Source organism: Embleya sp. NBC_00896, assembly GCF_045207785.1.
GTDB lineage: Bacteria > Actinomycetota > Actinomycetes > Streptomycetales > Streptomycetaceae > Embleya.
Map to the genome: position 1 here is coordinate 5,379,645 of NZ_CP108776.1, position 25,737 is coordinate 5,405,381.

At 73.3% G+C, this 25,737-nt stretch carries 23 protein-coding genes and 1 riboswitch; of the genes, 13 read left to right on the forward strand and 10 right to left on the reverse strand.

All coding sequences use genetic code 11. The features are described from left to right. Positions 1 to 74 precede the first annotated feature (74 nt). On the forward strand, positions 75 to 1,166 hold the full coding sequence (locus tag OG928_RS24420) for a polyprenyl synthetase family protein (RefSeq protein ID WP_406287343.1): 1,092 nt from the start codon (positions 75 to 77) through the stop codon (positions 1,164 to 1,166). A 612-nt stretch (positions 1,167 to 1,778) separates the two neighbouring features. Here OG928_RS24420 and OG928_RS24425 read toward each other — a convergent pair. The 4 genes from OG928_RS24425 to OG928_RS24440 form a co-directional block, all read right to left on the reverse strand. After that, on the reverse strand, positions 1,779 to 2,297 hold the full coding sequence (locus OG928_RS24425) for a ribonuclease domain-containing protein (protein WP_406287345.1): 519 nt from the start codon (positions 2,295 to 2,297) through the stop codon (positions 1,779 to 1,781). Between the two features lie 37 nt (positions 2,298 to 2,334). Continuing rightward, positions 2,335 to 2,979, reverse strand: a complete 645-nt coding sequence (gene thiE / locus OG928_RS24430) for a thiamine phosphate synthase (RefSeq protein ID WP_406287347.1) — start codon at positions 2,977 to 2,979, stop codon at positions 2,335 to 2,337. An 11-nt stretch (positions 2,980 to 2,990) separates the two neighbouring features. Continuing rightward, positions 2,991 to 3,356 carry an Rv2175c family DNA-binding protein gene (locus OG928_RS24435; RefSeq protein WP_406287349.1) on the reverse strand — a complete coding sequence of 122 codons (366 nt, stop codon included), beginning with the start codon at positions 3,354 to 3,356 and terminating at the stop codon, positions 2,991 to 2,993. 90 nt (positions 3,357 to 3,446) lie between these two features. Further along, the gene (locus OG928_RS24440; RefSeq protein ID WP_406287351.1) at positions 3,447 to 4,628 is read right to left on the reverse strand and encodes an NAD(P)/FAD-dependent oxidoreductase; all 1,182 of its coding nucleotides are present in this window, start codon (positions 4,626 to 4,628) and stop codon (positions 3,447 to 3,449) included. Positions 4,629 to 4,745: 117 nt separating this feature from the next. Next, positions 4,746 to 4,857: riboswitch (TPP riboswitch) on the forward strand. Between OG928_RS24440 and thiO the strand changes: the two genes are divergently transcribed. The 6 genes from thiO to pknB all read left to right on the forward strand — a co-directional run bounded on the left by thiO (position 4,853) and on the right by pknB (position 10,452). Then, a complete protein-coding gene (gene thiO / locus OG928_RS24445) occupies positions 4,853 to 6,019 on the forward strand; it encodes a glycine oxidase ThiO (protein WP_406287354.1) in 1,167 nt (388 codons plus the stop codon). (Overlaps the previous riboswitch by 5 nt.) Before the next feature lie 23 nt (positions 6,020 to 6,042). Further along, complete coding sequence (gene thiS / locus OG928_RS24450; RefSeq protein WP_406291169.1) at positions 6,043 to 6,252, forward strand: sulfur carrier protein ThiS; 210 nt, start codon at positions 6,043 to 6,045, stop codon at positions 6,250 to 6,252. A gap of 4 nt (positions 6,253 to 6,256) precedes the next feature. Further along, on the forward strand, positions 6,257 to 7,051 hold the full coding sequence (locus OG928_RS24455) for a thiazole synthase (RefSeq protein WP_406287356.1): 795 nt from the start codon (positions 6,257 to 6,259) through the stop codon (positions 7,049 to 7,051). An 88-nt stretch (positions 7,052 to 7,139) separates the two neighbouring features. Then, on the forward strand, positions 7,140 to 7,610 hold the full coding sequence (locus OG928_RS24460; protein WP_406286316.1) for a helix-turn-helix domain-containing protein: 471 nt from the start codon (positions 7,140 to 7,142) through the stop codon (positions 7,608 to 7,610). Further along, entirely contained in the window at positions 7,499 to 8,281 is a 783-nt protein-coding gene (locus OG928_RS24465; RefSeq protein ID WP_406286313.1) for an IS630 family transposase, read from the forward strand. The genes OG928_RS24460 and OG928_RS24465 overlap by 112 nt, the downstream gene beginning before the upstream one ends. Positions 8,282 to 8,418: 137 nt before the next feature. Then, the gene (pknB, locus tag OG928_RS24470) at positions 8,419 to 10,452 is read left to right on the forward strand and encodes a Stk1 family PASTA domain-containing Ser/Thr kinase (RefSeq protein WP_406287359.1); all 2,034 of its coding nucleotides are present in this window, start codon (positions 8,419 to 8,421) and stop codon (positions 10,450 to 10,452) included. Positions 10,453 to 10,587: 135 nt separating this feature from the next. Here pknB and OG928_RS24475 read toward each other — a convergent pair whose 3' ends face one another. From OG928_RS24475 to OG928_RS24485, 3 genes are all read right to left on the reverse strand, one after another. Then, complete coding sequence (locus OG928_RS24475; protein WP_406287362.1) at positions 10,588 to 11,232, reverse strand: sulfite oxidase-like oxidoreductase; 645 nt, start codon at positions 11,230 to 11,232, stop codon at positions 10,588 to 10,590. A gap of 255 nt (positions 11,233 to 11,487) precedes the next feature. Continuing rightward, positions 11,488 to 12,978 carry a phytoene desaturase family protein gene (locus OG928_RS24480; protein WP_406287363.1) on the reverse strand — a complete coding sequence of 497 codons (1,491 nt, stop codon included), beginning with the start codon at positions 12,976 to 12,978 and terminating at the stop codon, positions 11,488 to 11,490. Positions 12,979 to 13,469: 491 nt separating this feature from the next. Continuing rightward, positions 13,470 to 14,336, reverse strand: a complete 867-nt coding sequence (locus OG928_RS24485; RefSeq protein ID WP_406287366.1) for a 1-aminocyclopropane-1-carboxylate deaminase/D-cysteine desulfhydrase — start codon at positions 14,334 to 14,336, stop codon at positions 13,470 to 13,472. Between the two features lie 296 nt (positions 14,337 to 14,632). On the opposite strand from OG928_RS24485, the gene OG928_RS24490 reads away from it, so the two are divergent. The 6 genes from OG928_RS24490 to OG928_RS24515 all read left to right on the forward strand — a co-directional run bounded on the left by OG928_RS24490 (position 14,633) and on the right by OG928_RS24515 (position 21,701). Then, entirely contained in the window at positions 14,633 to 14,920 is a 288-nt protein-coding gene (locus OG928_RS24490) for a DUF6504 family protein (RefSeq protein WP_406287367.1), read from the forward strand. 13 nt (positions 14,921 to 14,933) lie between these two features. Further along, positions 14,934 to 15,437, forward strand: coding sequence for an SAV_6107 family HEPN domain-containing protein (locus tag OG928_RS24495; RefSeq protein WP_406287369.1), 504 nt, complete (start codon positions 14,934 to 14,936; stop codon positions 15,435 to 15,437). A gap of 11 nt (positions 15,438 to 15,448) precedes the next feature. After that, positions 15,449 to 18,913, forward strand: a complete 3,465-nt coding sequence (locus OG928_RS24500; protein WP_406287372.1) for a DNA polymerase III subunit alpha — start codon at positions 15,449 to 15,451, stop codon at positions 18,911 to 18,913. A gap of 52 nt (positions 18,914 to 18,965) precedes the next feature. Further along, positions 18,966 to 19,721: a methyltransferase gene (locus tag OG928_RS24505; protein ID WP_406287374.1), complete on the forward strand. Its 756-nt coding sequence runs from the start codon at positions 18,966 to 18,968 to the stop codon at positions 19,719 to 19,721. Positions 19,722 to 19,817: 96 nt separating this feature from the next. Continuing rightward, positions 19,818 to 21,026 (forward strand): DNA polymerase IV, encoded by a 1,209-nt coding sequence (gene dinB, locus OG928_RS24510; protein ID WP_406287376.1) that lies wholly within the window; start codon positions 19,818 to 19,820, stop codon positions 21,024 to 21,026. Between the two features lie 279 nt (positions 21,027 to 21,305). Beyond that, positions 21,306 to 21,701 (forward strand): DUF3040 domain-containing protein, encoded by a 396-nt coding sequence (locus OG928_RS24515; RefSeq protein WP_406287379.1) that lies wholly within the window; start codon positions 21,306 to 21,308, stop codon positions 21,699 to 21,701. Between the two features lie 202 nt (positions 21,702 to 21,903). Here the strand turns inward: OG928_RS24515 and OG928_RS24520 are convergent, their stop codons facing one another. Genes OG928_RS24520 through OG928_RS24530 form a run of 3 tightly spaced genes read right to left on the reverse strand, consistent with a single transcriptional unit; the run spans position 21,904 to position 25,737 of the window. Then, entirely contained in the window at positions 21,904 to 22,101 is a 198-nt protein-coding gene (locus OG928_RS24520; RefSeq protein ID WP_406287382.1) for a hypothetical protein, read from the reverse strand. Positions 22,102 to 22,120: 19 nt separating this feature from the next. Continuing rightward, on the reverse strand, positions 22,121 to 24,340 hold the full coding sequence (locus OG928_RS24525; protein WP_406287384.1) for a transglutaminaseTgpA domain-containing protein: 2,220 nt from the start codon (positions 24,338 to 24,340) through the stop codon (positions 22,121 to 22,123). Beyond that, positions 24,337 to 25,737: a DUF58 domain-containing protein gene (locus tag OG928_RS24530; RefSeq protein ID WP_406287386.1), complete on the reverse strand. Its 1,401-nt coding sequence runs from the start codon at positions 25,735 to 25,737 to the stop codon at positions 24,337 to 24,339. Before OG928_RS24530 ends, OG928_RS24525 begins: the two co-directional genes overlap by 4 nt.

A 25,737-nucleotide genomic window follows, 5' to 3' on the forward strand; every position in this document is an offset into this window, starting at 1 on the left:
GGCCGACCCCGGTGCCGGCACCGTGTGCAAGTTAGGCTGCCCCGTATCCCTCCTCGCCTCCGACGGAAGACTCCATGGCTGCCGATTCCTTCCCCGTACACCCCCTGGACCGGGGCGGCCTCCGGCAGCGCGTCAATGCCGCGTTGGGTGAGTTCATGGACCGGCAGGGCGCCGTGCTCGCCGAGGTGGGCGAGGGCATGGCCCCGGTCGCCGCGGCGCTGAACGACTTCGTGCTCGACGGCGGGAAGCGGCTGCGGCCCGGCTTTTGCTACTGGGGTTGGCGCGGTATCGCGGGTCCCGACCGGGACGACACCGCGATCGTGCGCGCGGCCACCGCGCTCGAACTGCTCCAGGCCAGCGCGCTCATCCACGACGACCTGATGGACAGCAGCGACACCCGGCGTGGCAAGCCGGCGGTGCATCGCCGCTTCGAGGGGCTGCACGGCGCGAGCGGCTGGGTCGGCTCGGGCGAGTCCTTCGGGTCGGCGGCGGCGATCCTGCTCGGCGACCTGTGTCTGTCCTGGTGCGACGAGATGTTCGGCGCGAGCGGCGTGGACGACACGGCGCTGCGGGCGGCGAAGCCGCTGTTCGACGTCATGCGTACCGAGGTGATGGCGGGCCAGTACCTCGACGTGCTGGAGCAGGCGATGGGCGGCGGCTCGGTCGAGCGGTCACGGCGCGTGATGCGGTTCAAGTCCGCCAAGTACACGATCGAGCGCCCACTGCACGTCGGGGCCGCGCTGGCCGGTGCCGACGAGGCCGCCTTGGCCGCCTACTCCGCGTACGGGCTGCCGCTCGGCGAGGCGTTCCAGCTCCGGGACGACGTGCTCGGCGTCTTCGGCGATCCGGAGCGGACCGGGAAGCCGGCCGGGGACGACCTGCGGGAGGGCAAGCGGACCGTGCTGCTCGCGCTGGCCGGCGAACGCGCCCGCCCCGCCCAGGCCGAGATCCTGGCCGCGCTGCTCGGCGACCCCGAGCTGAGCGACGCCGGCGTGAAGGAACTGCGCGCGGTGATCGAGGACACCGGGGCGCTCGCCGACGTCGAGTCGATGATCACCGATCTGACCGAGCGGGCCCTCGCGGCGCTCGCCGTCGCGCCGATCGCCGAGGACGCGCGCGAAGTCCTGCGCGAGCTCGCCGACGCGGCCACCGTTCGGAGCGTCTAGCCCCGGATCGCCCGGTGCGGGGGCGTCGACCGTGAACGGCAGGCCGTGCGGTGCGAGGCGGGGCCGTTCGGGCGCGGCGACCCCCGTACGGCCGGTGTGCTCGGCGTGTTCGGCGTCGGTCGCGAGCAGCGCCTGCGGCGGGTAGCGGCCGACCAGGTAGATCCCGCCGATCATCGCGGCCAGCACGACCAGCGGGAACAGCAGCGCGCTCCCGTTGTCCGGCGCCGCCCCGGCGCGTGCCGTCGCCGGCACGGGATGGTCGGCGTGTCGGTGTCGCGGTCGGGGGATCCACGACCGCGCATCGGCCGCCGCGGTCGAGGTCGCGGGGTGCGGCAGGTCGTGGTCTCGGCCATCCTCTGCGGACCCCGGACGGAAGCGAACGTCGGGTGTGTCCATCTCGGCAGTCTGACCGGTTGTTCGGTCCGGCTCGGCCGGAATGCGCCATCTGCGAAGGCGACCACCCGATCGGCTCAGGGGTGAAAGGCGGCCGGATCGCATCGAACCGGTTCACACCGCTCCGGTGGGCGCGGAGCCGGTGGACGCGGTGTGCGGGGCGCGCGGAATCGGTGCGCGCGGAGCTGCTGCACGCCGATTCGGTGCGGGCCCGTCCGGTCACGGCAGGACGGCGGCGAAGCTCGCGTAGTGGTCGTCGCTGTAGTAGCGCTCGGCGTCCTCGCCGGCCACGATCCGGCGCGCGCCGCGGTCGGCCGAGCCGGGGGTGGGGACGGTGTACTCGCGATAGTGGCCGGTCGGCTCGGCCGGGAGCAGTCGCTCGCGGTTGCCGAACACGATGCCGTCGCGCGCGTACGGGAACGGGCCGCCGGCCGCGATCAGCCGGAGCGTCTCGCGGGCCTCGGCCGGCAGCGCCGCGGCGGACACGGTGCGCATGCCGGTGGGCACCCAGTCGGGGCGGGCCGCCGGGTGGGCGGTTCGGCCGGGAGGGGTGGCCGCGCCGGTCGTCGGGCCGCCGGTGCCGATGGTCGAGGCGACGGGCGCGCGGGTCGACGCGGTGCCGGCGCCCTTGCCGTCGCTGTCGCCGTCGCCGCGCGTGAGCGCGAACACCAGCGCGAGCGCCGCGACGAGCGCGAGCAGCGTGACGATGACGAGGTTCCGCCGCTGGGCACCGGACATATCCCGCATGTTGCCACGCCGCTTCGCGCGCCTCGGGTCAGCGCGTGGCGAGTCGCTTGACGAATTCCGCCGTCGCCGCGGCCGGGTCGACGGCCTCGGTGATCGCGCGCACGACCACGACGCGGGTCGCGCCGGCGGTCAGCACCTCGTCGAGGTTGGCCAGGTCGATGCCGCCGATCGCGAACCACGGCCGGGTCGGCCGCAGCGCGGCGGTGTACCGGACGAGGTCGAGGCCGGGGGCGTGCCGGCCGGGCTTGGTCGGGGTGGGCCAGACCGGGCCCGTGCAGAAGTAGTCCACGCCGGGCTCGACGATCGCCGCGTCCACCTCGGCCTCGGCGTGCGTGGACCGCCCGATCAGCGCGTCGCCGCCGATGATCGCGCGGGCCGCCGGGACCGGCAGGTCGTCCTGGCCCAGGTGCAGCACATCGGGCCCGGCCGCGTGCGCGACGTCGGCGCGGTCGTTGACCGCGAGCAGCCTTCCGTGTCGGCGGCACGCGTCCGCGAACACCTCGAGGTGTTCGAGTTCCTGCCGGGCCTCCAGGCCCTTCTGCCGCAACTGCACGATGTCCACGCCGGCGCCGAGCACCGCGTCCAGGAACGCGGGCAGGTCGCCCTGCCGCTCCCGCGCGTCGGTGCACAGGTACAGCCGGGCGGCGGCCAACCGTTCCTGACGGGTCGTCATCTGTCCCGGCCTCAGATCGCCAGCGCCTGGGCGCGGCGACGCACCTCGGTCATCCGGTTCTCCTGCAGCGCCTGGACCGGCGTGCCCGGCAGGGTGTCGTCCGGAGTGAACAGCCACTCCAGCGCTTCCTCGTCGGTGAAGTTGGAGTCGGAGAGCAGGGTCAGCGTGCCGACCAGGCCCTTGACGATGTTGCCGTCCTGGAAGAAGTCGGCGGGCACCTGGAGGGCGCTGTGCTCGCCGCGGCGCACGGCCAGGAACTTGCGCTCCTTCAGCTGCTGCCGGACCTTCAGGATGTCCACGCCGAGGATCTCGGCGATGTCGGGGAGTGTCACCCAGGCGGGGACGAGGGCTTCTGTTTTGGCGTCGATCTCGCTCACCCGGCCCATTTTAGGTTCCGCGCCGGCCGCGGCCCGCCGGCGCGGTCGACAACAGCGCCGGCCGCGGCCTCCGAGACCGCGGACCGCGGGCTACAGGGCCACGGACTTGAGCGCGTTCTCGGGGTCGGCGAACCTCGCCCGGTCCACCGGCGTGCCCAACTGGACGAGCTTGCGGCCCTGGGCCAGGTCGCGCGGCCTGGCCACGGCGAGCAGCGCGACGAGCCGGTCGCCGGCGAACCAGCCCGCGGTCCACTTGGCCTCCTCGGCCGAGCCGCGGAAGACCAACTCGTCGGTCGCCGCGTGCCGGCCGACGTACTGCACCATCCGGCCGAACTGGTCGGACCAGAAGTAGGGGACCGGGTCGTACGCCAGGTCGCCGCCGAGCAGGTTGGTCACCAGCACGCGCGGGGCCTGGAGCGCGTTGTCCCAGTGCTCGACGTTCATCCGGGTGCCGTACCGGGCGGACGGGAAATCGACGCAGTCGCCGACCGCGTACACCCCGGGCAGTGAGGTCGCGAGGTGGTCGTCCACCTCGACGAAGCCGCGCGCGTTGCGGGCCACCGCGTCGGCCAGCCATTCCGTGTCCGGGCGCACGCCGATGCCCACCACGATCGCGTCGGCGGGCAGTCGGCGACCGTCGGTCAGGTGTACCGCGCCCGCCTCCAGGCGGTCCACGCGCGCGTTCACCAGGAGTTCGACGCCGGCCTCGGCGTACCACGGCACGAACCGCTCGCCGATGGCGTCCGGGAACGGCCCGGCGAGCGGCGTGTGCAGGGCCTCGACGACGGTGGTCCGGCAGCCGGCGGCGGCCGCGGTGGTCGCCACCTCGGCGCCGACCCAGCCCGCACCGACGATCACGACGTGCGCGCCGGGCACGAGCGCGGTGCGCAGCGCGCGCGCGTCGTCGATCGTGCGCAGGACGTGCACGCCGGGCATCCCGGCCGCGCCGGGCAGGTTGACCACCCGCGAGCCGGTCGCGATCACGAGCCGGTCGTAGTCGACCGGACCGGCGTCGGTGTCCACGACGCCCGCGCGCAGGCCCGTCGCGGTCCGGCCGAACAGGCAGCGCACGCCGAGCGCGTCCCAGTCCGCCTCGAACGAGGTGTCGTCGGTCTTGCCGGCGAGCACCTCCTTCGACAGCGGCGGGCGGTCGTACGGCGGGTGCGGCTCGGCCCCGAGCAGGGTGACGCGCCCGGCGTACCCCTGGTCCCGCAGCGCCACCACGGTTTGCAGGCCGGCCATGCCGGCACCCACGACGAGCACGTTGTCCATGCAGGGCACCCTACGACGCGCCCCGTCGTCCTCGACCACCAGGGTCTTGACTCAGTCAAGGACATCTCGGGTCGGCCATTCGGGCGCCCCGGGCGGCGCCGGGGCGGTGTCGTAGTGTGGAGAGGTCACGGGAGCCCGGTGAGACCGGGCTGAGAGGGGGGCTGCGAGCCCCCGACCGTCCGAACCTGATCCGGGTCATACCGGCGAAGGGAGTTCCCCTCACCATGTCCACCATCACGACCACCGACGTCGTGGTCGTCGGCGCGGGCGTCGCCGGACTGTCCGTCGCGTGGCGCGCGAGCACCCGGTACGGGCTGACCGTCACCGTCGTGGACCCGAGCCCCGGGCGCGGTGCCTCGCACGCGGCCGCGGGCATGCTCACGCCCGTCTCCGAACTGCAGTACGGCGAGGAGAGCCTGCTCCGGCTGAGCATCGAATCGGCCCGGCGCTACGCCGATTTCGCGGCCGAGCTGGCCGACGCGGCCGGCCTGCCGTCGGGCTACCGCGCCTGCGGCACGATCGCGGTCGCGCTGGACGCCGACGACCGGGCCGTCCTCAAGGACCTGCACGCCCACCAGACCCGCCTCGGCCTGGACTCGTCCTGGCTGACCAGCCGCGAGTGCCGCCGACTCGAACCGATGCTCGCTCCCGCGATCACCGGCGGCCTGCACGTCGCGGACGACCACCAGATCGACAACCGCCTGCTGGTCGCGGCGCTGCTGGCCGCCTGCGAACGGGCCGGCGTGCGGTTCGTCCGCGAGAGCGTCGAGCGGATCCTGGTCGCGAACGACCGCGCGTACGGCGTGTGCCTGGTCGACGGGCGCGAGCTGACGGCCGATCAGGTGCTCCTCGCGGCCGGCTGCCGCTCCGGCCTGATCCCGGGCCTGCCGCCCGAGGTGGTCCCGCCGGTACGACCGGTCAAGGGCGAGATCCTGCGCCTGCGGGTGCCGCCTGAGATGCTGCCGTTCCTGTCCCGCAACATCCGCGGCGTGGTCAAGGGCGGCAGCATGTACCTCGTGCCGCGCGCGGACGGCGAGCTGGTGATCGGCGCGACCGAGCACGAGCTCGGGCACGACACCCGGGTCACCGCCGGCGGCGTGTACGAACTCCTGCGCGACGCGCACGAACTGGTCCCCGGCATCACCGAGCTGCCGCTGGTCGAGACGCTCGCCGGGCTGCGCCCCGGCAGCCCGGACAACGCGCCGATCCTGGGCCGCTCGGCGCTCGCCGGCCTCGTCGTGGCGACCGGCCACTACCGGCACGGCATCCTGCTCACCCCGATCACCGCCGACACCGTCGCCCAAGTGCTCGCCGAGGGCGGCACACCCGAGCTCATCCGGCCCTTCGGGCCCGACCGCTTCGAGACCGCCGACCGGAAGGTCATGGCATGAACGACGCACCGGAAGGTCACGGCATGAACGCCATAGAGGTCTCGGTCAACGGCGCCCGGCGCAGCGTCGCGCCCGGAACCACCGTCGCCGAGCTGGTCGGCACGCTGACCACCGCGGCCAAGGGCGTCGCGGTCGCGGTCGACGAGGCAGTGGTCCCGCGCGGCGCGTGGGCCGACACCGTGCTCGACGCGGGCAGCCGCGTCGAGGTGCTGACCGCTGTCCAGGGAGGGTGACCGCATGGCCGACGACAAGCTGGTGATCGCGGGCGAGTCCTTCGCGTCGCGACTGATCACGGGGACCGGCGGCGCGCCGAGCCTGGAGATCCTGGAGCGGGCGCTGATCGCCTCGGGCACCGAGATCACCACGGTCGCGATGCGCCGGGTCGATCCGGGCACCGCGGGCTCGGTCCTGGACGTGCTGCGTCGACTGGGGATCCGGGTGCTGCCGAACACCGCCGGGTGCTTCACCTCGGGGGAGGCCGTGTTGACCGCGCGCCTCGCGCGCGAGGCGCTGGAGACCGACTGGGTCAAGCTGGAGGTGGTGGCCGACGAGCGCACGCTGCTGCCCGACGGGGTCGAGCTCGTGGACGCCGCCGAGCGGTTGGTCGACGACGGCTTCCGGGTGCTGGCGTACACCAACGACGACCCGGTGCTCGCGCGCCGACTGGAGCAGGTGGGCTGCGCGGCGGTGATGCCGCTGGGTTCGCCGATCGGTTCGGGCCTGGGCATCCGCAACCCGCACAACATCCGGCTGATCACCGAGCACGCGAAGGTCCCGGTCGTGCTCGACGCGGGGCTCGGCACCGCCTCCGACGCGGCGCTGGCGATGGAGCTCGGGTGCGACGCGGTGATGCTCGCGTCGGCGGTCACCCGCGCGCAGTCGCCGGTGCTGATGGCCGAGGCGATGCGGCACGCGGTGGACGGCGGCCGGCTCGCGTTCCGGGCCGGGCGGATCCCGATGCGGCACCACGCGCACGCGTCGTCACCGATGGCCGGCATGCTGGAGAGCAGCCCCGAACACCCGGCGTTCTAGTAGCGTGTCGCTGCTTAGATATGGCGTGTCTGGTTGGGAGGTTGGTGTCTGGCAGATTCCTTCCCCTTTGCCAGACGGGACTGTTGTCATGGGTTCGCAGAAAAAGCGGCCGGTCAGGTTGACCGCGCAGGATCGCGAGGAGTTGGTCCGGGTGACCACGACGGGTGTTCGTGGGGCCTCGATGATCATGCGCGCGCGGGTGCTGCTTGCGCTGGATGCCTCGGTGGGTGAGGCGGATCCCAAGGAGGTGATCGCGGCCCGGCTCGGCGTCTCCGGTGAGACATTGCGGCTGGTCGCCAAGCGTTTCGCCGAGACCGGTGGCGATGTTCACGCCACGATCGCGCGGAAGAAGCGCGACCTCCCGCCGGTGCCCTCGCCGGTGACCGGTGAGGTCGAAGCCCGGCTGATCGCGATGGCGTGCTCACAGCCACCCCAGGGCCATGCCCGGTGGTCGCTGCGGCTGCTGGAGAAGCACGTCGCGCTGGTCGAGGACATCCCCGATCTGGACCACTCCACCATCGGACGGGTCTTAAAAAAACGGAACTGCGTCCTCATCTGAAGAAGTGCTGGACCATCCCACCACGAGCGAACGCGGAGTTCGCGGCCCGGATGGAAGACGTACTGGCCGTCTACGCCCGGCCCTATGACCCGGCACGTCCGGTGGTGTGCATGGACGAGAAGCCCTACCAGCTCCTCGACCATGCCCGCGACCCGCTTCCGGCCCGCCCGGGTCACGACGCCCGCCAGGACAGCGAGTACATCCGCCGCGGCACGTGCTCGATCTTCATGTGGGTCGAACCCCTGCGCGGGTGGCGCCGAGTTCAGGCACTGTCCCAGCGGACCCGGATCGACTGGGCCGGCCAGGTCAAGCACCTGCTGAGCGTGGATTACCCCGACGCCGAGGCCGTGGTGCTGGTGATGGACAACCTCAACACCCACGGCATCGCCTCACTGTACGAGGCATTCGACCCGGAAGAGGCCTTCGCACTGGCCCAACGCCTCAAGATCCACCACACACCCAAACACGGGTCATGGCTCAACATCGCCGAGATCGAACTCTCCGCGCTGACCCGGCAATGTCTCGACCGCCGGATCGGCGACCTCGACATCCTCAACACCGAACTCTCCGCCTGGCAGAACGCCACCAACACCGACCAACGTCAGGTGGACTGGCAGTTCACCACCCACGACGCACGCATCAAACTGCGCCACCTCTATCCCAAGAATTAGCTGCGACGGACTACTAGTGCCGTGACCGCCGTGCCGCGTCGCGTCCTGCGACCGAGCGCGTCGTGTCATACACCAGGCGGGGAACCGTGGGGAAGACCGTCGGCGTCCACAAGGCAGTGGACCCTACACTCCTGAACATGGACACGACCTTGAACGATCCGCTCGTCGGGCGGCTGCTCGACGGTCGATACCGGGTCGATGCCCGAGTTGCCGCGGGTGGCATGGCCACGGTGTATCGGGCTCTCGACACCCGTCTCGACCGCACCGTCGCCCTCAAGGTGATGCACGCCGGCCTCGCGCAGGATCCCGAGTTCACCCGGCGCTTCATCCTGGAGGCGAAGGCCGCGGCGCGGCTGTCGCACCCGAACGTGGTCAACGTCTTCGACCAGGGCACCGACGGCGCCGTCGCCTATCTCGCGATGGAATACGTCGAGGGCCGCACGCTGCGCGAGCTCCTCACGGACCTGGGCAACATGACGCCGCGCGAGGCGTTCGGCGTACTCGAACCGATGCTGGCCGCGCTCGCCGCCGCACACCGGGCGGGCTTCGTACACCGCGACGTCAAGCCGGAGAACGTGCTGATCTCCGACGACGGCGGGATCAAGCTCGGCGACTTCGGCCTGGCCCGCGCGACCACCACGACCGCGACCGCCGCGACCGGCAAGGTCCTGGTCGGCACCGTCGCCTACCTCGCGCCCGAACAGGTCGAGCGGGGCGAGTCCACGCCGCGCTCGGACGTGTACGCGGCGGGCGTGGTGCTGTACGAGATGCTGACCGGCCGGCAGCCGCACCACGGCGCGACCGCCGTCGAGGTGATCTACAAGCACGTGCACTCCGACGTACCCGCGCCCTCGCTCGCGGTGCCGGGCCTGTCGCACGCGCTCGACACGCTCGTGCGCGCGGCGACCGTGCGCGACCCCGAGCAGCGGCCGAGTGACGCCGAGGCGCTGCTCACCTTCGTCCGCCGGATCCGGCACGGGATGCCGGAGGCGGAGCTCGACTTCGGCGCGGCGCTGCGCCTGCCGCCTGCGCCCGAGCCGATCAACGACAACGCCACGAGCGTGTTCCGCGTCAACGAGGTGCTGCTGCCGCCGCACCTGGCTCCGCTCGGGTTGAGCGTCGACTCGATGGAGGACGAGCACGCGCGCTACGGCGGGCCAGGGTACGACGATCGGTACGCGGAGCACCACGAGTACGCGCCGGTCGAGGAGTCCGCTCCGGCCGCGGCGGCGTCGGACGGCGGCTACCCGAAGCAGCCCGCGCTGCCGGGGCGGCGACGCAAGCGCGGTCCCTCGCGCGGGGTGATCGTGCTCGCGGTGATCCTGCTCGTCGCCGCGGCGATCGGCGGCGGCGCGTGGTGGTACGGCTCCGGGCGCTACTCCGACGTCCCGGGCGTGCTGAACATGGCCCAGGCCGAGGCCGAGAAGCGACTCAAGTCGGCCGACCTGAAGGTGAAGTACGACGAAGGGGCGTTCAGCGAGATCACCCCCAAGGGCGCCGTGCTGTCCACCGACCCGGCTCCCGGCAAGAAGGTGCTGAGCGGTTCGACGGTCACGATCAGACTCTCCAAGGGCCCCGAGCGCTACGTGGTGCCCGCGCTCGCGAACCTGAGCCTGGAGGACGCCAAGAAGGCGCTCGCCGCGGCGAACCTCAAGGTGGGCACGGAGACCAAGACCGCGAGCGAGAAGCCGCCGGGCACCGTGGTGGCCAGCCACCCGGCCGCCGGCGAGCAACTCCAGCGGGACACCGCGATCGCGCTCGTGGTCAGCCGCGGCCCGGACACCGTCGTGCCGGATCTGACGGCGCTGACCGTCGACGAGGCGAAGGCCAGGTTCCAGCCCAATCAGGGCATCACCGTCGAGGCGGATCCGACCCAGCAGTTCTCGGACACCGTCCCGGTCGGCCGGATCATGTCGTTCGCCCCGGGCGTCAACGCGACCGTCCCCTTCGGCACCAAGATCACGGTCGTCGTCTCCAAGGGTCCCGACCTGGTCCAGGTCCCGCCGGTGACCGGAATGAGCGCGGACGACGCGGGCCGGACACTGCAGGCCGCGGGCCTGCGGGTCAACAACCGGATGATCCCGCTGATCCCGGCGAACGTCGGCAAGCAGGAGCCGGCCGCGGGCTCGATGGTCAAGCGCAACAGCGAGGTCTTCATCTCGAACTTCTAGTGCCGGGCGCGGCACTGGTGCCGTGACCCACGGCATCGGCGCGCGACGCACGAAGGCCCCGCCCCGACTTCTCGTCGGAGCGGGGCCTTCGTGCGTGGTTCGTGGTCGTGCGTGGTCCGCGCGGCTCGGGACGGATCAGGTCAGGGCGGGGCCCTGTCCGCTCTCCTCCTGGTACGAGTAGCGCTGCTCCTGCCACGGGTCACCGATGTTGTGGTAGCCCCGCTCCTCCCAGAAGCCGCGCTTGTCGGCCACCATGTACTCGATCCCGCGCACCCACTTGGGGCCCTTCCACGCGTACAGGTGCGGCACGATCAGCCGGACGGGGAACCCGTGCTCGGCCGTCAGCGGCTCGCCGTTGTGGTGCGTGGCCAGGATCGTCTGGTCGTTCGCGAAGTCGAACATCCGCAGGTTGGAACTGAAGCCGTACTCCGCCCACACCATCGCGTGGGTGACCTCCGGGGCGGGCGGGGCGATCTCGAGCAGTTTCGCGATCGTGAGCCCGGTCCACTCGTTGCCGAGCATGCTGAACTTGGTCACGCAGTGGAAGTCGGCGATCACGGTCTCGTGCGGCAGCGCGGAGAACTCGTCGTGGTTCCAGCAGTGCTTGTCCCCCGAGGCGGTCGCGCCGAAGACGCGAAAGTCCCACATCTCGGGCTTGAACCGCGGGACCGGTCCGTAATGCAGAACGGGCCAGCCGCGCTGGATCCGTTGGCCCGGCGGAAGTCGCGGATCGCGATCCGGAGCCTCGGTCCCACCTTGTGCCGCTCCCGTATGCCCCATACCCCTCATGGTCCCAGACGCCCCGGGTAGGTCTCGACCGCCCCCGTCGGGCAGGGACGGTCACGCTCGGTCATTCCCGGCCGCGGCAAGGGAGCGTGACGGCCCTTGCGGCGCCGGCACAGACCGTCATCATCAAGTCGGTGTGGTCCCGAGTTGGCGATGACCGAGGAAACGCGCCGGGGTGAGGGGTGGCGGGACACGATTTCGGGATATCGGGACGCGCTCTTCGCGCGGGTGGCCTCCGCCTGAGCGGGGTCAGGGGCGGCCGATGAGGTCGGCCACCGAGGCCGCGGACATGCCGACCCTGGTCAGGCCGCCGCCGGGGTGGGCGCTCGCGCCGACCGCGAACAGGCCCGGGATCCCGGACTTGTTCGGGGTGCGGCGCCGGGCGTCGCGCGGGCCGTCGGCCGTCGCGCCGGGGACCTCGCCGCCCGGGGCGCCCGTCTGCCGCTCCAGGTCGGCGGGGGTGCGCAGGTCCGACCACAGGACCCGGTCGCGGACGTCGAGGCCGCGCCGGGCCAGCAGGTCGAGCACCGTGCCGGGGTAGGCGTCGCGGACGGCGGGCGAGGCCCAGTCGACGGCGCCCTGCCGCGGCACGCGCACCTGTACCGTCCACGCGCTGTGCCCCTCGGGGGCCAGCGTCGTGTCGTCGGGGGCGAGCACGCACAGCGTCGGGTCGGTCGGCGGCGTCGGCCGGTCGGCGAACAGCGCGTCCGGCTCGTGCGCGGGGTCGTCCGCGAACAGGTAGCTGCGATGCGGCATGTCGGGGGTACGGCCGCGCAGCGCGAGGTGCAGTTCGAGCACCGACGACGCGGCCGGCACCCGGTGTGCCCTGGCCGGTTCGGCCGGGCCCGGCAGCAGCCCGGCGTGCAGCGCGCCCGCCGGCACGTCGGTGATCACGATGTCGGCGTCGAGCCGGCCGCCGTCGGCGAGCAGCACGCCGGACACCCGGCCGCCCGCGACCTCGATCGAGGCGACCGCGGTGTCGGTGCGTACCCGCACCTTCCGCTGCACGCAGCGCGCGTGCAGGGCCTCGGTCATCCGATGCAGGCCGCCGCGGACCCACCACACCCCGAAGGTCTCCTCCAGGTACGGCAGCACCGCCAAGGTCGCGGGCGCCTTGCGCGGGTCGCAGCCCGCCTCGACGGCGAACCGCTCCAGGTGGGCGCGCAGTCGGGGGTCGCTCAGATGGGTGCGGCCGAGCGAGCGCAGCGAGCGCCAGGGGGCGGTCGTGCGCAGGTCGCCGCGCCCGCCCGCGCTGCGCAGCCGCTCGGCGCGCTGCTCGGGGTTCGCCAGCAGCGGCGCCTCGATGAACGACTTGCGGGTGACGCCCCAGATCTCGCCGGCCCGGTGCAGCAGCCGCTGCCAGTCGGCGCCCGCGCCGCGGCCGAAGCCGGCCTCGAACGCGTCGTGGATCCCGGATCGGGAGGCGTTGGGGACGTCGACGATCGTGCGCGGCCCGCCCGCGGAGGCGAACGACTCGCGGGTCGGCGTCTCCACCGGGACCAGGTCCACGACGTCCTCGATCGCGGCACCGGTCTTGAGGAACAGGTCGCGGTAGACGGCCGGCAGCGTGAGCAGCCCGGGGCCGGTCGTGAAGGTGAATCCGTCCCGGACGATCGACCCCGACATCCCGCCGGTCGACGCCGACCGTTCGCAGATCGTCACCTCGTGTCGAAGCGTGGCCAGTCGAGCGGCCACCGCCAGTCCACCGATACCTGCGCCGACAACCACAATGCGAGCCACGTCGACCCAGCGTATATGCGGGTGAGGGGGACTAGGCCCGCCCCCCGGGCCTAGTCCCCCTCACCGTCCCCGCGACCGCTCCCCACGGTCTACGGGCCCACCCCCCAGCGGGTCACGATTGGTAAGACTCGCGACCCGCCCGGAGGGTTGTACGCGCGGGGAAAATTTCTTGGCCGCATATACAACCGGCTCCCGAAATCATGATCAAAACGGATATAGCCGGTGGTACTCAGTCCTGTTTCTGAGTACCTGTACGGATGTCCCGCCCCCGGCACGACCGGCAGAGTTGTCCGCACGGGGAGAAGCCCGGGGGAACGCCGCTCGGGGGGAGCGGCGGGGCGACGAACGACATCGGGACCGGCGACACGGGGCGACGGTACGGATGGGGACGACCGTCGGCACGGGGCGACGGGCGTCCGAAGCGGTGGCTCCGCCGACGGGGACGGCGGAGCCGCTGTGCGTGCCGCGAGACGGCCGCCGCGCGACGCGCGTCAGCCGGTGACCACCGCGACGATCCCGGTGCCCGGTGCGAACGCGCCGCGCCCGATCAGTTCGAACAGACCGAACAGCATCTTGCCGACGTAGATCGGCTCGGGCGCGAACCCGTGCCGGGCCGCGAAGTCGGCGACGAACGCGTCCAGCTCCGCCGTGCGCCGCGCGTAGCCGCCGTGATGGAACCCGGTCTCCACCCGCCAGTTGTCGGTCGGGGCGCCGTACGTGCGCCGCTGGAGCTCCGCCACCTCGCGCGCGGGGAAGTCGCCTCTGAGCGCCGAGAAGCCGATCGCGCGCCGCCCCGGGGGCAGGCCCGCCGCGATCCCCGCGAGGGTGCCGCCCGTGCCCACCGCGACGCATACGACGTCGAACGCGACGTCGAGTTCCGCGGGCAGCTCCGCGCAGCCCCGCACGGCGGCCTCGTTGCTGCCGCCCTCGGGGAGGACGTACGCGGGCCCGTGTGCCGCGAGCAGGCGTTCGAGCACCTCGGGTGTGTGCTTGGCGCGGTAGGTGACGCGGTCCACGAACACCAGGCGCATGCCGCGTTCGACCGCGAAGGCCAGCGACGGGTTGAGGGGTCGGTCCGCGAGCTCGTCGCCGCGCACGACCCCGACGGTCGCGAGGCCGAGCGCGTGCCCCGCGGCCGCGGTGGCCCGGATGTGGTTCGAGTACGCCCCGCCGAACGTCAACAGCGTGCCGTGACCCCGCTCGTGGGCGGCCTCGAGGTTGTACTTCAGCTTGCGCCACTTGTTGCCGGGCACCTCGGGATGGATCAGGTCGTCCCGCATGAGCCACAGCCGCAGGCCGGATGCCGCGAGGCGGGGATCGGACAGCTCGCGCAGCGGCGAGGGCAGACGTGGTTGCACCCGGGCAGGGTCGCACGCCGGCCGCGGCGCGGTGTCGGTGCCGCCTGTCACGGTGGATCGCGTGCACGACCCCGTGCCCCAAGGTGCTCGAACACTTATCGAACACGACGGTTCGCCCGGTACTGCGGCAATGGCGTTGACGTGGGTGGGGGAGCGAGCTTTACTGGCAAACGAGATCGAACTTTTGTTCGAGAAAAGAGTTCGACTCTCGAACGGCACGGGGCACCCGGATGGACGGCCCGGACCGGCGGTGCGTGGGGAAGCGCATCGCCGGCCCCCGGCAGAGGAGGAGCTGTATGACGCGTCTGCACACCGATCCGGTGGAGGTGCTGCGCAGTGGTGGGGACCCCGCGCGGTTCCTTTGGCACGACCGGCTCTACGTGGTCCGGGAGGTGCTCGGCCACTGGGTCGAGACCGGTGAGTGGTGGCAGCACGCCCGCTCGCGGACCGCCGTCGTGGCGACGGGAGAGCGTGAGGTGTGGCGGGTGGAGGCCGGTGCCGGCCGCAGCGCGCCCCTGGGTGTGTACGACCTCAGCCTGGACGCCGGCTCCGGCACCTGGACGCTGGCGCGGACCGCCGATTGAGGAGGCGACTCCCGTGAGTGCAAGCCCGATCGCACGCCTGAACCAGTCCGCCCACATACCCGAGCCGCCGCCGGTGCGGCGGGCGCCCGTGCGTTGGTCGTCCGCCCCGCGCGGCGCGCTCGATCTGCTGGCCCAGGCCCGGCGCGGGCTCACCGAGGCCGCCGTCAGCCGGGACGCCGCCGAGCGGTACGCCACCGCCCATCTGGCCGCACTGCGGGTGGCCGCGGCCGTGCTCGCCGCCCGGGCCCGGGCCGACGACGAGCGCCCGGGCCGCCGTCGGCGGGCGCCGCGCAGCGCGTGGGAGCTGCTGCCGAGGGTGGCCCCCGAGCTGACCGAGTGGGCGGCCTTCTTCGCGGCGGGCGCCCGCAAGCGCGCCGCCGCCGAGGCGGGCCTGCCCGGCGCGGTCACCGGCCGCGAGGCCGACGACCTGATCCGCGACGTCGAGACCTTCTTCCGGTTGGTGGTGAAGCTCCTGGCGCTGCCCCCGATCCCGGCCCCACCCGCTCCTAGCGATTGAACGCACCACCCATGAACCGACCGAGCCGGCCGAACCGATCGTTCGCCCACCTGCACGTCGCCTCCGGGCACTCGATGCGCTACGGCGTCTCGCACCCGCGCACCCTGATCGAGCGCGCGGTCGAACACGGCCTGGACACGCTCGCGCTGACCGACCGGGACGGGGTGTACGGAGCCGTCGTGTTCGCGCGCGGGTGCGTCGCGGCGGGCATCCGGCCGATCCTCGGTGCCGAGCTGGCCGTCCTGCCCACCGAACCGCCCGCCGCGCCGGGCGGGGGCCGCCGCACCCCGCGCGCGGCGGCGCCTTCACCGACCCCGGCACCCCCGCGTCACCGTGCTCGCCCGGGGCAAGGCCGGGTGGGCCGCGTTGTGCCGGCTGATCAGCGACGCGCACCGGCGCGACCGCGGCACCCCGTGACCACGTGGGACATGCTCGCCGGGGCCGGCGCCGACGTCGTCGTGCTGGCCGGCCCCGACTCGGAGATCGGCCGGGCCGTCGCCGCCGACGAGCCCGCGCGCGCCGAGCGGCTGATCGCCCGGGCGAAGGCGGCGCTGGCGAACGACGCTTTTTTCATCGAACTGGTGTGCCATCTCGCGCCGCTGGGCCGGGCCCGCTCCGCGGCCCACGCGGCCCGCATGCTGACCCTCGCCGACACCCACCGCGTGCCCGCCGTGCTCACCAACGCCGTGCGCTACGCCGACCGCGAGGACGCCGTGATGGCCGACGTGCTCGACTCGGCCCGCCGACTGGTCCCCCTGGGCCACCACCACCTGGAGCGCACCGGCTCCGAGGAATACCTCAAGCCCACCCTCGACATGGTCGCCGTCGCCGCCGAGATCACCTGCCTGGCCGGCCGCGGCACCGCCGCCGCGCTGCTCGGCGCCACCCGCGCGCTCGCCGACGGCCTCGTCCTGGACCCCGCCGAGGACCTGGGCATCGGCAGCGTGTTCCACCCCGAGCCGGAGGTGCTGGGTGTCCCCGCGAGCCGGGCCGCCGCCGAACTGCGCGCGCGCTGCGAGGCCGGGCTGGGCCTGCGCGGCATCGCCCCCACGGCCGAGGCCCGCACCCGCCTCGACGACGAACTCGCGCTGATCGGCCGGCTCGGCCTGCCCTCCTACTTCCTGACCGTCGCGGGCGTCGTCGACCTGATCCGGGACATGGGCGTGCGCTGCGCGGCCCGCGGCTCCGGCGCCGGCAGCCTGGTCAACCACCTGCTCGGGATCTCCGGCGTCGACCCGCTGCGGCACGGCCTGCTGATGGAGCGCTTCGTCTCCGACCGGCGCACCGCGCTGCCCGACATCGACGTGGACGTCGAATCCGCCCGCCGCACCGACGTCTACGAGCGGATCATGGCGGTCTTCGGCCCCGAGCGCTGCGCGTGCGTGTCGATGACCGAGACGTACCGCGCCCGGCACGCCATCCGCGACGTCGGCGCGGCGCTCGGGCTGGCCGCCGGCGAGATCGACGAGCTCGCCAAGGCGTTCCCGCACATCCGCGCCCGCGACCTCGGCCCCGCCCTGCGCGACCTGCCCGAACTGCGCGCGAACCGGCTCGCCCAGGACGGCGGCTTCGACGGCCTGTTCGAACTCGCCGCCCGGCTGGACGGCCTGCCCCGACACCTCGCGCTGCACCCGTGCGGCGTGCTGCTGTCCGACCTCACGCTGCTCGACCGCACCCCGGTCGAGATCTCCGCCCAGGGCTTCCCGATGAGCCAGTTCGACAAGGAGGACGTCGAACACCTGGGCCTGCTCAAGCTCGACGTGCTCGGCGTCCGCATGCAGTCCGCGATGGCGCACGCGATCGCCGAGGTCGAACGGGTCGACGGCGCCGCCCCCGACCTGGACGCGATCCCGCACGACGACCCCGCGACGTTCGACCTGATCCGGTCCAAGCGCACCCTCGGCTGCTTCCAGATCGAGTCGCCCGGCCAGCGCGAGCTGATCGGCAAGTTCGCCCCGGAGACGTTCGAGGACATCATCGTGGACATCTCGCTGTTCCGGCCCGGCCCGGTCAAGAGCGACATGGTCACCCCGTTCCTGAAGGCCAGGCAGGGCTGGACCCGGCCGTACTACATCCACGAGAGCTTCCGCGAGGCCCTCGCCGAGACCTGCGGCGTCGTGGTCTTCCACGAACAGGTCATCAGGATCATCGCCATCGCGACCGGCTGCGACCTCGCGCGCGCCGACGTGGCCCGGCGCGCCCTCGGCAGCCACGAGCGAAAACCCGCCATCCGCGACTGGCTGTACGCGCGTGCCGCGAAACGCGACTACGACCCGCCCACGATCGACCGGATCTGGGAGGTCCTCGAAGCCTTCGCGTCGTTCGGTTTCTGCAAGGCGCACGCCGCCGCGTTCGCGGTGCCCACCTACCAGTCGGCGTGGCTCAAGACCCACCACACTGCCGCGTTCCTGGCCGGCGTGCTCACCCACGACCCCGGGATGTACCCCAAACGGCTGATCCTCGAGGACGCCCGCCAATTCGGCGTGCCGATCCTCGGCGTCGACGTCAACCGCTCGGACGACGTGTACCGGGTCGAACCCGCCGCCGACGGCACGCCCGGCATCCGCATCCCGCTGGCCGAGATCAAGGGCATCGGCGCCGACGAGGTCGCGCACGTCCTGGCGAACCGCCCCTACACGTCCCTCGTCGACTTCAAGGCCCGCGGCGGCGCGTCCCGCCCGACCACCGAGCGTCTCGTGACGATCGGCGCGTTCGACGCCGTACACCCGCCCCCGACCACCCGCCGCGACCTGCTGCTCCACCTGGGCGACCTGGACCGGCTCGGCCGCGCTGCCCGACACCGCGCCGGCGGCGGCGCCGAACTCGACCTCGGCCTCGCCCCGGACACCCCGCCGCCCACCGGACTGCCCGAGCTCACCGACGTCGAACGCGTCCGCGCCGAGCTCGACATCCTCGGCCTCGACGCCGGCCAGCACGTGCTCGACTTCTACGCGCCCTTCCTGGCCGACCTCGGCATCACCCGCGCCCGCGACCTGCTGAACCGGCGCAACCGCGCCGAACTGCTCGTCGCCGGGGTCAAGGTGGCCACTCAGACCCCGCCGATCCGAACCGGCCGCCGGGTGATCTTCCTGACCCTGGACGACGCCACCGGACCGGTCGACACGACCTTCTTCGAGGACGCCCAGGACCCGTACGCGGCCACCCTGTTCCACTCCTGGCTGCTCGTCGTACGCGGCGTCCTGCGCCGCACCGGACCGCGCGGCGTATCGCTGCGGGCCACCGGCTGCTGGGAGCTGGGCGCGCTGTACGACGCGTGGAGCACCGGCGGCGTCCGCGCCGTGCACGACCTGATGGCCGCCGTCGAACCCACCGCGACCGCGCCCGCGCGGCGCCGGGTCCTGGTGCACGCGAGCGGCTTCAAGATCTCCCCGTACGCCGACCTGCGCCCGGCCGGCGGCCCCACCAAGCAGGCACCGCGCAAGCTGTGGCACTCGAGCCCCGGGAGCGCCGGATGAACGCCGTACACGTCATAGGGTGGAAGCCGACCAGTTCCGGAGGAGGGTGTCCGTGTCCGACCAGACGCGCAGGCGCAGCTCGATGCGCACCGCCGTCGTGTGGCAGGTGCTGCGCGAGGCGTTGGACCGACGGGCCGAGGCGGCCGGACGGGACGTCCTCGACGTGCTCGACACCGGCGGCGGCACCGGCAACCTCGCCGTTCCCATCGCCCGGCTCGGACACCGGGTCACCGTCGTCGACCCCAGCCCCGACGCGCTCGCCGCGTTCGAGCGCCGCGCCGCCGAAGCCGGCGTCACCGCCCTCGTCCGGGCCTTCCAGGGCGACACGAACGGCCTGTTCGACGTGGTCGAGCCGGACGCCGCCGACGTGGTGCTGTGCCACGGCGTCCTGGAGGTCGTCGACGACCCGGCCGCCGACCTCGCGCACATCGTCCGCGCCCTGCGCGCCGGCGGCACGCTCAGCCTGCTCGCGGCCAACCGCACCGGCGCGGTGCTGGCCCGCGCCCTCGCGGGGCACTTCGACCAGGCCCGTGACCTGCTCGCCGACCCCGAGGGCCGCTACGGCCCGGCCGACCCGATGCCGCGCCGGTTCACCGTCGCCGACCTCACCGGCCTGGTCGCCAAGGCCGGTCTCGAAGCCGGCCCCGTGCACGCGATCCGGGTCTTCGCCGACCTGGTCCCGGGCGTCCTGGTCGACGACCCGGCCTCGTTCGACGCGCTCCTGGACCTCGAACGCGCCGCGGCCGAGCAGCCGGAGTATCGCGCCCTGGCCACCCAACTGCACCTGCTCGCGACCAAGCCCGCCTAGGTCCTGTCCGGCGAGGCCCCGTCCGGGGCCCGGGCCCCGTCCGGGTCCCGGGTCCCGGGCAGCGGCCCGCCGCGGCGTCCGGCCGGGTGGTGCCCCGTGAGCACCGCCCGAGCCGTGCCGCAGGCGATCATGCACGTCGACATGGACGCCTTCTACGCGTCCGTCGAGATCCGCCGCAACCCCGCCCTGCGGAACACGCCCCTCGTCGTGGCCGGCCAGGGCCCGCGCGGGGTGGTGCTGTCCGCCACCTACGACGTGCGCGCGCTCGGTGTGCACGCCGGCCAGGCCACCTCCCGCGCCCGCAGGCTCGCGCCGCACGCGGTGTTCCTCTCACCCGACCACGAGGACTACAGCCGGGTGTCCGGCGGCGTCATGGAGGTGCTGCGCTCGATCACCCCGCGGGTGGAGCCGCTGTCCCTGGACGAGGCGTTCCTCGACCTCGCGGGCGCCACCCGCCGGCTCGGCCCGCCCGAGACGATCGGCGAGACGATCCGCGCCCGGGTCTTCGACGAACAGGGCATCACCTGCTCGGTCGGGATCGCCGACAACAAGTTCACCGCCAAACTGGCCGGCGCGCTCGCCAAGCCCGACGGCCTGAGCGTGGTCCGCCCCGAACAGGTCGTGGATTTCCTGCACCCGCTCCCGGTGGACCGGTTGTGGGGCGTCGGCGAGCGCACGGGCGCGCTGTTGGCCGGTCTCGGGCTCGGCACCATCGGTGACGTCGCACACACTTCGGTCGAGACCCTGAGCCGCGCGCTCGGCCCGGCGGCCGGCCGCAACCTCTACGAACTCGCGTGGGGCCGGGACCGGCGACCGGTGATCCCGTGGGAACCCGAACGCAGTATCGGGGCCGAGGAGACTTTTCCGACCGACGTCGACGACCCGGTCGCGATCCGCCGCACCCTGCTCGCCCTCGCGCACCGCACCGCGACCCGGCTGCGCCGCGCGAAGGCGGCCGGTCGGACGGTGACGATCAAGATCCGGTTTGCCGACTTCACCACACTCACCCGGGCCAAGACCCTGCGCGAGGCCACCGACGTGGGCCACGAGATCTACGCCGTGGCGTGCGTGCTGCACGGCGGGCTGGGTCTGGAACGGGCCCGCCTGCGCCTGGTGGGCATCCGGGTGGACGGCCTGGTCAGTGGCGCCTATCCGCGCCAACTGGCGCTCGGGGAACGGGTTCTGGGCCACCGTGACGCCGAGCGCGCGGCCGACGCCGTGCGCGGCCGGTTCGGCGACTCGGCGCTCACCGCGGCCGCGCTGCTCGGCCGCGGCGCCGCGGCCGGCGGCCGATCGAGGCGCTGAATCCGCGCCGGAACGCGCTCGGGCACGAACGCGCGGTGCCCGCCGGCCCCTTCCCTCAGCGCGAACCCGCCCCGGCCGCATATCATCAAAGCCCTGACCGGGGCACATGAGCGTGCGTCGGGCAGGGCAGGAGTGTCGAAAGGGGCGGGAATCGACGTGGTGACCCACCATCCGGAAGCGGGTCTGGAGCCCGTGCCGAGGGTGGCTTTCACGACAGCGATTACCTGCCTATCCTGAAAGGGCCGCAAGGTCGCGTCGCGGCCGACGAAGGAGGACGCCGTGCCGCTCTCAGAGCACGAGCAGCGCATGCTTGAGCAAATGGAGCGAGCGCTCTACGCCGAAGATCCCAAATTCGCGACAGCGCTCGAAGCCGCCGGCATGCGCCGGCACACCCGGCGACGCACCGTCCAGGCAATCCTCGGATTCCTGCTCGGTATCGTCCTGTTGATGACCGGCATGATGGTCCAGCAGATCTGGGTGAGCGTCATCGGGTTCCTGGCGATGCTCGGTGGGGCGCTCCTGGCGGTCACCGGTTGGCGCCGGGGACCGGCGACGGCAGCAGCGGGAGAGGGCGGCGGCGCTTCGGGCCGCGGCGCAACCCCGCGCCGGCGCAAGGCGAAGGTGATGAACCGCATCGAGGACCGCTGGCGCCGTAGGCGCGAAGAGAACAACTGACGTTCGGCGCGACGCCGACGACTCGCCGGTGGTGGCCCTGCCACCGCCGGCCGAGTCGGTTCTGTGGACCGGGTCGGTGATCCGACGCGGTCCGATCGACATACGCCGTACGAAAACGCCGATGGCGGTGCCCCCGAGTCCTCGGGGGCACCGCCATCGGCGTTTTCGTCGGATCCGGTCCTAGGGGGCCCGGCGGGCGAAGTCAGCCCGTGTCCGCCGGCTTCGCCTCGGGGCCGTTGCCCCGGCGGCCGCGTGGCAGCCGGATCCGGTCGGTCAGCGCGTACCGGCGCTCCGCGAGGCTCGGTCGGCCCCGGCGGCGCAGCGACGGCGGGAGCAGCTTGGCCCGGATCCGCCGGCCGCGACCGGCCTGTGCGAGCAGGCCCTTGCGGACCGCCCGCACGTCCTCGCCCAGACCCGGTTCACGGGCGGGCGGGCTCGCCGCGTAGAGCTGCCGCTCGGCCGCGAGCGCGACCCAGCGGCAGCGCCTCGCGGGCGGCGTCGACGACGGGCCGGGCCGCGGTGTCCGGATCGGCCTCCGCGTCCTGGCCGGGTGCCAACACCACGAGCAGGCGCTCGGCCGCCTGGCGCGGTGTCTCCGCCTCCGGCGCGGCATGGCCCAGGTCGCGGGCGGTGTCGAGGACCTCGGCCCAGCCGCCCAGGACCGGTCCGCGCGAGTCGGCCGGATTATCCGGTTCGGGAGGATCCGCGCCCTTCGCGAGGTCCCGGCTCAGGGCCGCGAGCCGACGCCTGCGGACCCGTGCGCGGGTCAGCATCGGCGCCGCCGCGAGCAGGACGACCAGGGCGATCCCGGCGCCGATCAGCAGCACCCGACCCGAGACGTGCGGACCGTCCGAGCCGCCGGCGGTGACCGGTGCGGTCGTCGCGGAGGCCGACGGGGCCGCGCTCTGCGACGTCTGCGGGCGGTTCTCGGGGAGGCTCTCCGCGGTGCCGGGCGACGTGGTCGGCTGGGTCGGGGCGACGTCCTGCCGGGCGTAGGTCGGCGAGTTGCCGCGCGAGGGGGTCGGCTCGAACCGGATCCAACCCGCGCCGGCGAAGTACAGCTCGGGCCACGCGTGCGCGTCGTGACTGCTGACCTTGTACGACAGGTCGGTCTGCAGGGTGCCCGGGATGAAGCCGACGGCGACCCGGGCCGGGATGCCGAGGGTGCGGGCCATCACGGCCATCGTCGACGAGAACTGTTCGCAGTAGCCGACCTTCTGCTCCAGGAAGTTCTCGATCGCCGACGCGCCGTTGCCCGGCGGGACCTTGGTGTCGTAGCGGAACTGGCTGGAGCGGGCGAACCACTCCTCCAGGTTGCGGGCCTGGTCGTAGGCCGTACCCGTGCCGCCGATCCGGCGGGCCTGGTCCTGGATCCGGCGCACGGCGTCGGCCCGCAGCGGTACCGCCAGGTAGGGCGCGAGGTCGGGCGGCGGCGGTGCGGCGGCCTTGAGCTGGGCGGGGGTCGGCTCGACCTCGAGGCTGTTGACGGTCCAGCTCAGGCCGCGGGTGTCCTGCTTGTCGTCGCCGAGCAGCAGCCGCCCCTCGGGCTCGAACCGCCAGTTGCCCTTCACCTGGACCCGCGTCGCCGGGTAGGGCATCGGCAGCGAGCCCTGCTTGTAGGCGTCGCTCGCGTCGATCCGGGTGACCACCTCGGCGGTCTTCACGTTCGGGTCCAGGCCGGGCGGCTTCGGGAAGTCCTTGGGCACGTCGGCCAGTTGGCGCTCGGAGGGCTGCCAGGTGCGGCCGTCGAACCGGTCGAGCGAGGAGATCCGAAGGTAGACCGAGCCCGGCGCGGCCGCGTTGGTGCGGTAGCGCATCAGCTCGACGTTCTCCGCCCGGTTCAGCTCGTCGGACAGCTTGACGACGGGGTTGATCGTGGTCAGCCGGTGCGAGTTGGGGCCGCTCTTGTTGTCGTCGAGCAGCCGGTTGGCGCTGAGCGGGACCAGCGCGGGCACCACCACGGCCACCGCGAGCGCGGCCAGGCCGATCCGGCCGCCGCCGCGCGCGGGGGGACGGTACTGCCGCATCGCCGGGTGGCCGGGCGGCGCGGCGGGCGTCAGGGGGCGGCCCCAGCGCAGCAGCCGTTCGCGGCCCTCCGCCAGCAGCAGCAGGACGTAGGCGAGGGCCGCGATCAGGAAGATCGCCCAGCCGAGCCCGGAGCGGGACAGCGCCGCCGGGACGCTGTAGAGCGCGAGCAGCGGCAGGCCGGCCGGAGCCGCCTGGCCGTAGGTGACCGCGATCATGTCCACCACGACGGCCACGCCGCCCATCACGCACAACAGGATCGCGGCGATCCCGTTCGAGGCGGGCGCGGGGGTGGTGAACTCCTGGATGTCGTTCCCGCCGACCCTCAGCAGGTCGACGAACGCGTTGACGCTGTCCGGGGTCGGGATCGGCCCGCTCGCGTCCGGGACGCAGACCACGAGCAGGTAGGGCACCAGCGCGGCGACCTGGGTCAGGCCCACCACGGGACGCGGCACCCGGATCCGCCGGGAGCCCTCGCCGACCAGAACCACGAGCAGGATCGCGCCCAGTCCCAGGGCGATCCACCGGCCCGCGTCGACCAGCGGGAGCAGCGAGGACGATGTCAGTGCGGTCGCGAGGCCCGCGACCAGGGCCAGGCGTAGACGACCCGTCACGGCCTTCCCCCTCCCTCGACTGTGCTGCCGCCGACCGTCGGCGCCGCGTGCGGGCGCGGCGGCGGGGTCGGGGCGCCGGCATCGGGCGCGGGGGCCGCGGGGGCGCTCGCGCGGGAGGTACCGGCGAAGGACATCGAACCGGCGGCCGGATCACCCACACGGCCCGCCGAGCGCCACAGTTCCGACAGCCGCGAACCGGCCCGGGCGGACAGCACCCGCCAGCCGGCCTGGCGGAGCAGGGCCACTGCGGCGTCGTGCGGCAGCGCGCCGGGCACCCGGCCCCACGCGCTCACGTCCAGGACGACGGCGATGCCGCGGCCGGAGCGGTGCCTGGCCCGGCCGAGCCGCTTGACGTCGTCCTCGGTCAGCGCTCCGAGCACGGCGACGGTCAGGCCGCCGCCGTTCGGGTCGCGCAGCGCGGGTTCGGCCTGGTCCAGCGCCTGTACCGGCACGGTCTCGACCACGGCCAACGCGTCCAGCAGGAAGCCCTCCAGATCGCCCGGCGCGGCGCGGACGTCCTCCAGGTCCCCGGCGAGCGCGTCGCCCTCCGCGTCGAGCAGCCGGGTGGTGTACCCGCGCCGGCACAGGTGGACCCCCACCGACGCGGAGGCCGAGACGACCCACTCGAACGACGAGGCCGGGCCGTCGCCGACGTGCGCGCCCTCGCGGGTGTCGATCAGCACGGTGGCCCGGTTCTGCCAGGCCTGTTCCTCGCGGCGCACCATCAGTTCGCCGCGTCGGGCGGTCGAGCGCCAGTGCACGCGGCGCACGTCGTCGCCGTGTCGGTACTCGCGCGGGACCACGTCCTCCTCGCCGGACGCGGACACGTTGCGCGCGTGGCTGTCGCCGTACCCGGTCCACTCGCCGCCCAGGTCGACCGCCGGCAGGCGCTGTACCGCCGGCGTGACCACGAGCGTGTCGCGGGCGGCGAAGGAGCGGGTCAGTTCGCACATCCCGAACGGATCGGCCATCCGCAGGCGCAGCGGCCCGACCGGGAAACGGCCGCGCAGGTCCGAGCGCACCCGGTAGGACACGTGCCGGTTGCCGTGCGGCTCTATCCGGTCGAGCACGAACCTGGGCCGCGAGCCGAGCACGTACGGCACGTGGTCCTCGAGCATCAGCAGCCCGGTGGGTATCCGCGAGACGTTGTCCACGCGCAGCCGCACCTGTGACTCGTGGCCGGCCGCGACCCGGGCCGGTTCCAGCGCACGCGCGCTGGTGACCAGGTGCCGGGTCCGGGCGACGATCAGGACCGCGACGAGCGGTAGCGCGGTGAGCAGGAAACCGACCCGCAGCAGGTCGCGTTGGCCCAGGATCACCGCGCAGATGCTCGCGGCGACCCCCGCCGCGAGGAAGGACCGCCCCCGCGTCGTCAGGCCGGACAGGGCGGTACGCAC

Coding starts and splice junctions, on each gene's coding strand:
- OG928_RS24420 (WP_406287343.1), top strand. CDS start 75: ATGGCTGCCGATTCCTTCCCCGTACACCCCCTGGACCGGGGCGGCCTC.
- OG928_RS24425 (WP_406287345.1), bottom strand. CDS start 2,297: ATGTCCGGTGCCCAGCGGCGGAACCTCGTCATCGTCACGCTGCTCGCG.
- thiE (WP_406287347.1), bottom strand. CDS start 2,979: ATGACGACCCGTCAGGAACGGTTGGCCGCCGCCCGGCTGTACCTGTGC.
- OG928_RS24440 (WP_406287351.1), bottom strand. CDS start 4,628: ATGGACAACGTGCTCGTCGTGGGTGCCGGCATGGCCGGCCTGCAAACC.
- thiO (WP_406287354.1), top strand. CDS start 4,853: ATGTCCACCATCACGACCACCGACGTCGTGGTCGTCGGCGCGGGCGTC.
- thiS (WP_406291169.1), top strand. CDS start 6,043: ATGAACGCCATAGAGGTCTCGGTCAACGGCGCCCGGCGCAGCGTCGCG.
- OG928_RS24455 (WP_406287356.1), top strand. CDS start 6,257: ATGGCCGACGACAAGCTGGTGATCGCGGGCGAGTCCTTCGCGTCGCGA.
- OG928_RS24460 (WP_406286316.1), top strand. CDS start 7,140: ATGGGTTCGCAGAAAAAGCGGCCGGTCAGGTTGACCGCGCAGGATCGC.
- pknB (WP_406287359.1), top strand. CDS start 8,419: ATGGACACGACCTTGAACGATCCGCTCGTCGGGCGGCTGCTCGACGGT.
- OG928_RS24475 (WP_406287362.1), bottom strand. CDS start 11,232: ATGGGGCATACGGGAGCGGCACAAGGTGGGACCGAGGCTCCGGATCGC.
- OG928_RS24490 (WP_406287367.1), top strand. CDS start 14,633: ATGACGCGTCTGCACACCGATCCGGTGGAGGTGCTGCGCAGTGGTGGG.
- OG928_RS24500 (WP_406287372.1), top strand. CDS start 15,449: ATGAACCGACCGAGCCGGCCGAACCGATCGTTCGCCCACCTGCACGTC.